The organism is Acetobacter orleanensis (genome assembly GCF_001581005.1).
In the GTDB taxonomy this organism is placed as follows: Bacteria; Pseudomonadota; Alphaproteobacteria; order Acetobacterales; family Acetobacteraceae; genus Acetobacter; species Acetobacter orleanensis.
Genome location: NZ_LHZV01000064.1, coordinates 106,031 through 118,250, shown reverse-complemented (window position 1 = coordinate 118,250; position 12,220 = coordinate 106,031). Strand labels below are relative to the sequence as shown.

Below are 12,220 nucleotides of genomic sequence, written 5' to 3'. Positions count from 1 at the left end.
TAATGCCATTGCGGAGCAGAACTGTGTGGCTCAAAGAAAACGGCCCGGCTCACCACGGCTCAGCACCTCAATTTTATATCCGTCCGGATCGGTCAGAAAAAAGAAGGTGCCGATAATACGCGTATTGGCTTCCAGCGTTTTAATGGGCGTGGGGGAAAAGCCCGCCTCGTCCAGCCGCGCGTGCTCGGACGCCAGATCATCCACCGAAACCGCCAGATGCCCGTAGCCATCGCCCAGAGCATAGGGTTCAGTCCGGCCATGGTTGATGGTCAGCTCCAGTTCAAACGTCTGCTCGTCATTCGCCAGATAGATCAGTGTAAAGCTGTCAAACACCAGCCGCTCCACCGGTTTGAGGCCAAAAGCGGTTTCGTAAAACGCCAGCGCCCGCTGCTCATCCAGAACACGCAGCATGGAATGGATCATTTTCGCCACAACACAGTCCTCCCTGATATCGGCTTGGTTAAAAAGAGGCCGTGCTCATAACGCGGAAGCAAGTCGTGCTGAAATTATTTTTTAAAAAAATAATCTTTACGCAAGGCTTGGCAAAATGGTTTCAAGCAATGACCTCATCCGCCCCGGAGATAATATTTAAAGACATGGCCACCTTTTCTCTTCTGCCCATGCAGGCATCTCGCCAGATGCGCATACGGCTTAGTGTTGGCACTATACTGGCGACAGGACTGCTCTGCATGCAGCTTTCCGCCACAGCCTACGCCGCGGAAGATGAAACGGCCTCTCTGGAGGCGCTGGAACACCAGATGGCGCAGATTCAGGAGCAGCAGAAAGCACTCCAGAAAGCGCTGGTTGGCATGCAAAAGCAGATTGCCGCCCACCGGGCCGCTCTGGGGCATGGCGGCGGTTCTGCCACAAAATCCGTGGCGGACGGTAGTCGCCACCATACACTTACCACGGCCCGTAACAGCACAGGTGGGCTGGGTGGCGAGCATCCGGGCTTGCCACCGGAGAGCGGAGCAGGCGGCGTAGGCATTGAATCCGCCGATACCACGACAACCGCCATGACCGTGCCGCGTCACATCAGACGGCATGGCACGGGACCGGACGCGCAACCTGTATTCTCCGGGCGGGATGACCACCCGGATGTCGAGGCTGTGGTTGGCCACCGCGCGGAAGACATGATTTCCCGCATTGCCGAAAACAGTGTTGGCCCGCATGCGCGTGAAACCGCTGGCGCGCAGGCGGCTGGTGCGCTGGGTGACCACGGCGTGTTCCATATGGGGCCGGTCACCCTCATTTTGGGCGGCTTTCTGGATGCCTCCGCCGTGGTGGAAAACCGCCACGTACCCTCCGGCACCTTCAACTACTGGCAGGACATGCCGTATCCCAACGAGTCCCGCTACCATACCAACAATTTTGAAGGCAGCGCGCGCTATAGCCGCATCTCGCTCATGGCGCGCGGGAACGTCGATACGCACTCCACCATTTCCGGCTTTTTTGAAATGGATTTCGGGGCAGGTGCCGCGACGACCGACGCCTATGAAAGCAACAGCTATGCCTTCCGTATGCGGCAGGCCTATCTGGCGTATGATAATAGTGATCTGGACTTCCATTTCCTCGCTGGTCAGGCATGGAGCATGCTCACGCCGGGCCGTATCGGTATTGTGCCTCGTCAGGAAAGTCTGCCGGAAACCATCGAGTCCTCTATGCTGGCTGGTCAGACATGGGCGCGGCAGCTCCAGTTCCGGTTTGTGAAGGATTTTCTCCAGCACCGCCTATGGCTCGGGCTTTCTATTGAAAACTCCGCCACGCTGTATGACACGACCGGCTTTGCCAACGCCGATGGCACCGTCACACTGCCCAATGGCAAAACAGCCACTATCAGCAGCAACGGTACCGGGCTGACGAACAACGCCCCGTTCTCTAACGAAATTGCGCCGGATGTGATCGGCAAAGTGGCGTGGGACCCGCGCTGGGGCCATTATGAAGCCGTGGGCATCCTGCATTTCCCGCATGACCGGGTAGCGTCCCTCGGGCAGGGCCACAACAATACCGCCATTGCTGGCGGCGGCGGTGGCTCCATGGTGCTGCCACTTGTGCCGCACACGGTAGAAATGCGTCTGGCCGGTCTGGCCGGGGTCGGCATAGGCCGCTACGGCTCCGTGCTGCTGCCCGACGCCACGCTGAAAGCTGATGGCGACGTGGCCCCCATCCCCTCCATTCAGGCCACTGGCGGGATTATCGCGCATCCTACCCAGCGTGTGGATGTATATGGTTTCTTTGGGTATCAGGAGGCCGGACGCCGCTATTCCAACTATGGCGGCGGCGCGTATGGCTACGGAAACCCGAACTATTCCAACCTCGGGTGTGAGACGGAACTCTCCACTCTGGGCTGCACGGCCAACACCCGCAGCGTGATGGAAGCAACCGTGGGCGCATGGTACCGCTTCTTTAAAGGTCATTACGGAACGGTGGAAGCCGGCGCCCAGCTTGCCTACTCCCGCAGGGATGCGTGGAAGGGTCAGGGCGGTGGTCCGGATACAAGCATGAGTCAGATATTTCTGGACTTCCGCTATCTGCCGTTCCAGTAACACACCACGCTTACCAATAAGCGCTCAGGGCAAAAGTTCTCCGGCCAGGCCTCTGGCCATTATGCGGGGAACCTTTATCCCCCCATACATCTTGTTGCCTGGACCTAAAGTAGAATGCCTTTTCAGAATGCCCCCGCCTCTCTTGCAAGCGCTCTTGCCGCTCGCGGGTACGAATCCGCAACCCCGGTTCAGGCCGCCGTTCTGGCTCCTGACGCCGAAGGGCGGGATCTTCTTGTTTCAGCCCGCACTGGCTCCGGTAAGACCGTCGCCTTCGGTCTGGCCATGGCGAACACCCTGCTGGATGACAATGGCCGCTGCCCCGCACCGGGCGCGCCGCTGGCGCTGGTGATTGCCCCCACGCGTGAACTCGCCCTGCAGGTGCGGAACGAGCTGGAATGGCTGTACGCCTCCAGCGGTGCGCGCATTGTTTCCTGCGTTGGCGGGATGGAGCCGCGGGTGGAAGCCCGTGCGCTGAACGCGGGCTGCCATATTGTTGTCGGCACACCGGGCCGCCTGTGTGACCATCTCTCCCGCGGGCAGCTCAAGCTGTCCAGCCTGCGCGCCGTGGTGCTAGATGAAGCGGATGAAATGCTTGACCTCGGCTTCCGGGATGAGCTGGAAACCCTGCTGAAAGCCGCCCCGCCAGAACGCCGCACCCTGCTGTTCTCCGCCACCATTGCGCGGGACATTGCCAATCTGGCCCGCCGTTACCAGACGGACGCCCTGCGTATTGATACGCAAACCGGCAGCGCCCCGCATACGGACATTACCTATCGCGCCATTCTGACGGACCAGTCTGACATGGCAAACACCATCGTCAACGTTCTGCGCCAGATGGAATCCCCCACCGCCATCGTCTTCTGCCATACGCGTGAAGCCGTGCGGCAGTTGCAGGGTATTCTGACGCAGCGTGGCTTCTCCTCCGTCGCCATTTCCGGTGACCTCGGGCAGAACGAACGCAGCCGCGCCATTGAAAGCCTGCGCCATGGTCAGGCCCGCGTCTGTGTTGCTACCGACGTTGCGGCCCGCGGTATTGATATTCCGGACCTCGGTCTGGTCATTCACGCAAGCCTGCCGTCCAACCCCGCAACCCTGCTGCACCGTTCAGGCCGCACTGGGCGCGCCGGGCGCAAGGGCACCTGTGTGCTGCTGGTTCCGCCCTCACGCAGACGGCTGGCTGAACGCTTGCTGGAAGGCGCGAAAGTTACGGCCGAATGGGGCGGTGCCCCGACGCCGGACGATATCGCCAAAGCTGACGCGGAACGCCTTCTGTCCGCCCCGGAACTCTCCATTACCGTGCCGGAAGCTGGCAGCATGCATGAGCTGATTACCAAGCTGACAGCAGCCCATTCGGCTGATCAGCTTGCCGCGGCTCTGATTGCCATGTGGCGCGCAAATCTGCCGGAACCCACCAGCGTACGTGTTATTTCTCCGGGCTCTGTCAAAAAAGCCCCGCGTGAACGCACCCGTCGGGACGATGAAGACGGTGAGAGCCGTGGCCCGCGTGAGCCGGGCACATGGTTCCGTCTCTCTGTTGGGCGTGAAGACCGCGCTGACCCGAAATGGCTGGTGCCGATGCTCTGCCGTCTGGGCGGTATCCGCAAACAGGATATTGGGGCCATCCGCATTCAGCCGGACCACACACTGGTAGAAATTGCACAGGATAAAGCCGAGCGCTTCCAGTCCTGCGCCGCCGGTGCCGATGCTGATGAAATCACAGTCGAACCCTCCGCTCCGCCGCGTGGTGGTGCCAGCCGGGATAGCGGTCGTCCGCCCCGCTCTGCGGGTGGTCCGGGTGGTGCTGGCCGTCCGCCTCGCAAGAGCGGTGGCGGTGGCTTTAGCAAAAGCGGTCCGTCCAGCAGCCGCAAACGCAAAAGCTTCTGAGCATCTCAGACGCACAAAAAAGGCCCCTCCCGAAAGGAAGGGGCCTTTTTCTTGTCTAAGAGGGACGCGACTTAGAGCTTCGGGAGTGTCGTGGCGTCTTTCCAGTCAGAATTGATGCGGTCTTTCTGATTTTTCCAAGCGTTTTTCACATTCTGCCCGGCATTATTCCATTTGTCCTGAGCAGTCTTGCCCGCATTGGTCACGCTGTCACGTTGCGCTTCCCACTTCTTGCGGGTTTCTTCGCTGGCGTTGTTCCACTTGTCCTTGGCGTTCTGCTCGGCCTTGGTCAGCTTGTCGCCTTGCGCTGCCCACTTCTTGCGGGTTTCCTCGCTGGCGTTGTTCCACTTGTCCTTGGCGTTCTGCTCAGCCTTGGTCAGCTTGTCGCCCTGCGCTGCCCACTTCTTACGAGTTTCCTCGCTGGCGTTGTTCCACTTGTCCTTGGCGTTCTGCTCAACCTTGGTCAGCTTGTCGCCCTGCGCTGCCCACTTCTTACGAGTTTCCTCGCTGGCGTTGTTCCACTTGTCCTTGGCGTTCTGCTCAGCCTTGGTCAGCTTGTCGCCTTGCGCTGCCCATTTCTTGCGGGTTTCCTCGCTGGCGTTATTCCACTTGTCCTTGGCGTTCTGCTCAGCCTTGGTCAGCTTATCGCCTTGCGCTGCCCACTTCTTGCGGGTTTCCTCGCTGGCGTTGTTCCAGCGTTCCTTCGCCTGATCCTGCACGGATTGGCCAGCATTTTTCAGATTGGATGAAAATTGGTTGGCATCAGTCTTGACGGCGTTCCGCGTATTCTCCACTCCCTGCTGCACCTGCTGCTGTGCGCAGGAGGAAAGGGAGGCGCAAGGATCTGCATAGGCGGCCGTGGATGAGACGAGAGCCGTTGCAAGAGGCAAACTCATAACGGCGATTTTCCGAATGAACCGCATAAATATTCCTTCCATAGTTCCCGATCATCATCAGGAAGATGGGTCTGTTTTAGACAAAAAAATTTGTCAAAAAATAGCCAATCCTGCCACAACAGGTCAGACTTGTTTTCATACCTTCGTATCTTCTTTTGTGTTTGGAGACTAAACTCAGATGATCAAGCCTTTTTTACTCTGCAAACACACACGCAGGCTTCAAAATAGAGCAGCACTTGCTTTTGCGACCGCCCTTTGCCTGTCTGCCGCCCCGGTATACGCTGCCCCTTCCACCCCGCCAACCACTACGACCCACCCTGAAGCACCAAAAGCAGCGACCACACCGTTTACCGGAGCCGCGGCCCTACTGCCGGATGATGCGGTAACCCACCACACGGATACGTTTTCCGGCCACAAGCTCACCTATACCGCGCGGGCTGGCACTCTTGTACTGCGGGATGACGCAGGCAAACCCACCGCGCGCATGTTCTATGTGGCCTACACGCAGGATGGCGCAGACCCGGCAAAGCGCCCGGTTTCCTACTTCTTCAATGGCGGACCCGGCGGTGCCACGGCCTATTTGCATCTGGGTGCCGCTGGTCCCACAGCACTCACCTTCCCGGCAGGCAACCCGACCGATGGTGCCAATGCCCGCCTCGGCATCAACCCGGATAGCTGGCTGCCGGATACCGACATGGTGTTTATTGACGCCCCCGGCACCGGCTGGTCCACCCCGACAGACCCGAAAACAGCGGACAAAACCTTCTATGGCGTCAAACAGGATGCCAGAGCCTTTGCCAAAACCATTCAGCTCTGGGCCGACACCAATGGCCGCCTGACCTCCCCGCGCTATCTGGTAGGGGAAAGCTACGGCGGCATCCGCGCCATTGAGGTGGCGGAGTCACTGGCGCGGCAACAGAATCTGATGGTGAACGGCATCATCATGATTTCTCCCGCACTGGATATGGGGCTTCTGGACACCGGGAACAGCATTCTGGCCTCAGCCCTCACGCTGCCATCTTTTGAAGCCGCCAAACTGGCCATGCAGCACAAGCTGGCGCCGGAAACAGCGGCACATCAGTTGGATGAAGCCTACCATTATGCACTCGGCCCGTATCTTTCCACACTAGCCAACACCCCGCCCACGGGCGATGCGGCGCGTGATTTTTACGAAGAGGTTGCCACCCACACCGGCCTGCCGCAGGACGTGATTACCAAGGAACGCGGCCAGCCGCAGCCCATGGCGCACGATGTCCGCAGCCGCGATGGACGGCTCTATACGCTGTATGACGCCACCGTCTCCATTGCGGACCCGTTCCCCGAAGGTGTGGATAATGGAGACAGCCCAGACCCGACCCTCTCCGGCTTTGGCCGTGCCTATGGCAGCGCATTTGAGAGTTATGCGGCAAAAACATTAAACTACCGGACCGACCTGTCTTACGAATTGCTCAGCATGAAGGTGAATGCCGCCTGGGACTTCCGGGGAGACGGTGAGCCAATGGCCCATCAGATTCCCATCCTGCGCCGCCTGCTGGCTTTAAACCCGACCCTGCGCATCTTTATTGCCAATGGGTATTATGATCTGGCCTGCCCGTTTGCCAGCGCACGCTGGGTGGCGGAACATATCCCCGTAGGCCGCAACCGCATCGGCCTGCATACCTATCCCGGCGGGCATATGCTCTATACCCGCCCAGACAGCCGCGCTGCGTTGGCGCGCGATGTGAAGGCCTTTTTGGCACCCTGATTTTCTGGCACCGTGGGCAGTGTAACTGCCTCTCCCGCACCGTTCTGCGTTGCGGGAGAGGTCTTCCCCTTCGCACTGTTCGCGCAAAGGGGTCTTTTGTCAGACTGGCAGCTTAACCTGCCAGAATCTGAACACCCTGCGAGACAGGCTGAAGCGCGGCCACCAGAGCCTGCTGCACGTCTGTTTCCATCCAGCCCTCGCGCAGGAAGGTGCGTCCGGCCCGACACAGGCTGGCATGGGGGGCAGGCCGTTTGTGCAGGCTCAGAATCTGCTGGGCCAGATCCTCCGAGTTCTCCCGCACCAGCCCCGCCATCATCCCCTTGGGCAGCAACAAACCTTCCGCGGCAACAGGCGTCATCACACACGGCACGCCAGCAGCAAAGCTGTCCAGCACCTTGCCCTTGATGCCCGCGCCAAAGCGCAGCGGCGCGATGCTGAGGCGCACCCTGTCAAACAGAGCGTTCAGATCCTCCACGCGGCCCAGCGTTTCCACACCACGACGCGCCAGAGCATGAATGCTGTCGGACATTTCCGCGCCAGCCAGCAGACAGGTCACGGACCGATCCTGCTTCCAGACCCGTGGCATAATGTCTTCCACCAGCCAGCGGGCTGCATCCGCATTCGGTGCGTGGGCGTAGTTCCCGAGGAACAGCACACCGGAGCGTCTGGCAAAACCCGGCACCCTGCCACGCACCGGCACAGCCCAGGGCACAACATGCACATTGGCCTGCGGCACATCCGCCCGGATCTGTTCAGCTTCCGTGACGGAATGCGTCAGCACGACATCCGCCTGCAGCATGGTGGCATATTCCGCCAGCTTCATCCGCTGCGCACGCGCCAGCACTTCCGGCCGCTGCTGCACCTGCCCTTGTCTGGCAAGACGCAGGTAATGCAGATCGGCAATGTTGTAGACTACGCGGGCCTTTTTCTGGTGCATCCGTACCAGAGCCAGATAGCGCGTCGCATTGTCCGCACGATGCAGATAGACCACATCAAAACTACCAGCCTGACGGCGCAGAACATCTTCCACCGAATGATAGACCGGGCCAACCAGAACCTTCACATCCGGCGCATCACGCAGGGTTTCCGCACCCGTCATCTGGTCTGCCGCAACCAGACTGACCTCATACCCCAGCGCCTGAAACGCCTGAATATGGGATAACACGGCGTGGGAGCCAGCATCCCGCCCGGTATCGGGCCGCAGGCTGTCAATTACCAGCAGACGACGCCGGGGCGGAAGAGCCGCCGTCGCCAGCCCGCGCCGCGCCCGCAGCCCGCGCATATCACGCTCATACTGCCCGCTATCCGCCTGTGCTCTGGCCTGAGCCAATTTTTCCACCTGCCCGAACAGGAAGGACAGGATATGGTCCTGATCCGCCGTTCCGGAAACCGACGCCACAGCGCGGCTCACCGCATCTTCCAGAGCCGGGTCAAACGCACCGACAGGTTCCAGCACATGCGGTTTACCCAGCATCGCGCCATCCTGCTCCCGCCGCACTTCCAGCACATGCCGGGTGAAGGGGGAAAGCATGGCCGGGAAGAGCACATCAAACCCGCACTGCGCCGTGGGGCATGCCCCGGCGTTCCGCACATCCGGGCGCAGCGCATTGGCGATAACAGACGCCACAAGCTGGCCATTATCCAGAATCTGTAGGGCAACCGGTTCATCCGGTGTCGTCGGGCTGAACGCCCAACCCGCCAGACGGTCACGGCTGACCGTATCCACATACCCTTTGAGCGGAGAAGCCGGTCGCGACGCGACCACGGCGTTAAGAGGCTGCATACCGGCCTGATCCAGCATCCACGGCGAGTTGCCCAGCACGCTGTGGTCGTCTACCCGGCGCACTTCCAGCACATGCCTCTCCAGTGGGGAGAGACCGCCCGGAACCTCAAAAATAAACCCGCAATCCCGGCCAAGGTCAGCACGCGGCTGGTTCGCCACTACTTCTCCCAGAACCACGCCACGATCAAGAATTTGCAGACGCACCGGCTTGCGCGTTTCCGGGTTGACGGCCCAGCCCGCGAGGCGGGTGCGTGTCACGCTGTCCAGATACCCTTCCAGCGGCCCCTTACCCGGCCTGACCTTGCCAGTCAGCGCATTCAGCTTGCGGCGAATGGCATTCAGACGCGCCCCTTCCTCCACACGCGGCGCACAGTAAGCCACCGCCTGCTGCACGGCGTCCGGGTAAAGCCGGTTATACTCCGCGGCGTTATGGAACATGCCGCGCGAGCCATCATCCACAAAGGTTTCCGATTCCGCCCCATTCGCGAAAATGACGTCATGGCTTTCCAGTTCGATATGGAAATACGCCACTTCATCCATCGCTTTGGCCTGCACGATGGAACGGCCATTCACCAGAGCTGCGGCAGGCACCAGAACACCATCCAGATACATGGCATGCAGCGGGGAGACAGACAGGTCCTGCTGCGGCAGATTTTTGCCCAGCGAGCCCGCACGGAACGTCACCGGCAGCACGTCCCGGTTACCGGCGGCAAACTGCCCGGAATACGCCCTCCGCCCGATCCAGCGGATAGGCCGGAACCCATGACGCAATGTGCGGATCTGATCTCCTATTTTCAGATACTCAACCGGCACGTCACCCCGGTCCGTCGCAATCAGCGTCCCACGGCAATAACAGGGTGTGCCTTCTTCCAGCTCAAACAGACCGGTGCTCCCATCAACCACAGCAACCTGAAGAAGCTGCTCCGGTGTGGCATTGATGGTAAGGGTCTTCGTCTGCTGCCCACCCTGATTGCTGATAATGAGCTGATTACCGCTTACGGTGAACTGGGACGGTTCATCAGTCTGGTTCCATGACTGAAGTTTCGCCCCAATGTCGATGGATACATTGCTAAGCGTGGTCGTCCCACTATCAAGCATCTCCAGAGTAGAGCCAGAGGTGATCTCCGTATTGGTCAGTGTGCCGCCATATTCAACGCCCACAATACTGTTTTCGAGCGTCATGTGGTCGGCACTCCCGAACACATCCAGAAAGGCACCCGACAACAACGTATCTCCGCGAGCCTGCCCACCACTGTCAACCTGCTCGGTTCCACCGGAAATCATGTTCGCAGACAGAAAACCTGAAGATCCAGCCCACAGTCTGGCTCCAGAATGAACCTGCGTGCCAGACGCCACGGCACCTGCGCCAATGACATCCAGTTCCGTGCCGGAATCGCGCAGAATTTCACCAACAGCCAGACCACCAGCAGAGACGGTCTCTGAGGAAGACCCACCCAGAATATTATTCTGAGAGACACCGGAAGAAAAAACCACCGCCTTTGCCGAACCAAGAAGTGTATTATTCTCGATAATACCACCTGAACTCGCCTGCGCCTGTGCCATGCCCTGCACGGTATTGGCAGAAACAAGACCGCCCGCAAACGCGACACCAATACTGTTCCCGTCAAAAAGGTTGCCCGTGACAGAACCACCGGCACTGGCTATGCCCTGCGCATTATCCTGAAAATTATTGGAGGAAACAAAACCACCCGTATACGCAAAGGCAGCACTTTTCTCGTCAAATGTATTATCTGTTACAGAACCACCAGAAATGGCTTGTGCCTGCGCATTGTCATGAAAATTATTGGAAGAAAAAAGACCGCTCGCAAACACGGCACCAATACTGCTCCCGTCAAAAAGGTTACCCGTGACAGAACCACCAGAACTGGCTTGTGCCTGCGCATTGCCATGAAAATTATTGGCAGAAACAATGCCGCCAGTATACGCAAAGGCTTCATTGTTCCCGTCAAATGTGTTGCTTATTACAGAACCTCCAGAACTGGCTAGGACCTGTGCCTTTCCCTGAAAATTATTGGAAGAAACAAAACCGCCCATAAATGCAGCGCCAACACTGTTCTCGTCAAATGTGTTGCCAGTGACAGAGCCACCAGAACTGGCCTGAGCCTGTGCCTTGCCATGAAAATCATTGGAAGAAACAATGCCGCCAGTATACGCGAAGCCAATACTGTTCCCGTCAAATATGTTGCCGGTTACAGAACCACCAGAACTGGCCTGGGCCTGCGCACTACCGTGAAAACTATTAGAAGAAACAAAACCGCCAGTATACGCAACACCAATACTGGTCCCATCAAATGTATTGCCGGTTACAGAACCACCAGAACTGGCCTGGGCCTGCGCACTACCATGAAAACTATTGGAAGAAACAAAACCGCCAGTATACGCAATGCCAAGGCCGGTCTCATCAAAAGTGTTGCCGGTTACAGAACCACCAGAACTGGCCTGGGCCTGTGCCTTGCCATGAAAATCATTGGCGGAAACAACGCCGCTGATATTCGCAGCACCAATACTGTCATCGTTAAAGGTATTACCTGTTACAGAGCCACCAGAACTAGCTTGCGCCTGTGCATTGCCCTGAAAGTTATTGGAGGAAACAGAACCGCCGGTATACGCAAAGCCAATACTGTTCTCGTCAAATGTGTTGCCGGTGACAGAACCACCAGAACTGGCCTGGGCCTGCGCACTGCCATGAAAATTATTGGCAGAAACAGAGCCGCCCGTAAACGCAACACCAATACTGTTCTCGTCAAATGTGTTGCCGGTGACAGAACCACCAGAACTGGCATTAATCTGTCCGGTAGAACAGGCATGATTTCCAGAAACAACAGCACCACTCTGTGCAAAAATCAGACCATTACTGACAACACTGTTATCAACTAACGCACCCGCACCTGTGGCAATAACCCGGCCACCTTCAATAACGGTTTCATTACGCGCGAGACCTCCCGCGCCTACAATTTCATAGCCTCCGTCTATCACATTGCCGGAAGCAATTCCCTCCGGACCTGCATAAGCAGTTCCCACGAGACCAATAGTGTTTCCAGAAAGAATGCCACCGGAGATAGCCGCAATGGTTCCCTGTGCGGTGACATTGGCCGCGGAAACAACAGCGCCGCTCGCAAGAGCGTCAATCTCTCCAGCCACGACAGAAGCATGACTATCCAGCCCCAGCGTCTGGACACGGCCGCCCGCCACGTTGTTCTCGACCGCCGTCCCGCCAGCGGAAATCACTTCAATCCCCCCGGAGAACAGGGTTGTGTTGCTGGCAACACCTCCGGAAAGAACCTCCATCCCCACTCCGGACGTGAGAACTACAGAAGAAGCGACCACACCACTGGATACAATATAAACG

General features: G+C 58.6%; 6 protein-coding genes. 3 read left to right on the top strand and 3 right to left on the bottom strand.

Going from position 1 to position 12,220, the window contains the following annotated elements:
* Window positions 1-30 precede the first annotated feature (30 nt).
* A complete protein-coding gene (locus tag AD949_RS09680) occupies window positions 31-432 on the bottom strand; it encodes a VOC family protein (RefSeq protein WP_048835040.1) in 402 nt (133 codons plus the stop codon).
* A 257-nt stretch (window positions 433-689) separates the two neighbouring features.
* On the opposite strand from AD949_RS09680, the gene AD949_RS09675 reads away from it, so the two are divergent.
* Window positions 690-2,546, top strand: a complete 1,857-nt coding sequence (locus AD949_RS09675) for a hypothetical protein (protein WP_306453598.1) — start codon at window positions 690-692, stop codon at window positions 2,544-2,546.
* Between the two features lie 114 nt (window positions 2,547-2,660).
* The gene (locus tag AD949_RS09670) at window positions 2,661-4,430 is read left to right on the top strand and encodes a DEAD/DEAH box helicase (RefSeq protein ID WP_048835039.1); all 1,770 of its coding nucleotides are present in this window, start codon (window positions 2,661-2,663) and stop codon (window positions 4,428-4,430) included.
* Window positions 4,431-4,501: 71 nt separating this feature from the next.
* Here the strand turns inward: AD949_RS09670 and AD949_RS09665 are convergent, their stop codons facing one another.
* Window positions 4,502-5,350, bottom strand: coding sequence for a type 2 periplasmic-binding domain-containing protein (locus AD949_RS09665; protein WP_061504656.1), 849 nt, complete (start codon window positions 5,348-5,350; stop codon window positions 4,502-4,504).
* 151 nt (window positions 5,351-5,501) lie between these two features.
* On the opposite strand from AD949_RS09665, the gene AD949_RS09660 reads away from it, so the two are divergent.
* The gene (locus tag AD949_RS09660; protein ID WP_048835708.1) at window positions 5,502-7,067 is read left to right on the top strand and encodes a S10 family peptidase; all 1,566 of its coding nucleotides are present in this window, start codon (window positions 5,502-5,504) and stop codon (window positions 7,065-7,067) included.
* A gap of 112 nt (window positions 7,068-7,179) precedes the next feature.
* Here the strand turns inward: AD949_RS09660 and AD949_RS09655 are convergent, their stop codons facing one another.
* The gene (locus tag AD949_RS09655; protein ID WP_082064699.1) at window positions 7,180-12,159 is read right to left on the bottom strand and encodes a Hint domain-containing protein; all 4,980 of its coding nucleotides are present in this window, start codon (window positions 12,157-12,159) and stop codon (window positions 7,180-7,182) included.
* Window positions 12,160-12,220 lie beyond the last annotated feature (61 nt).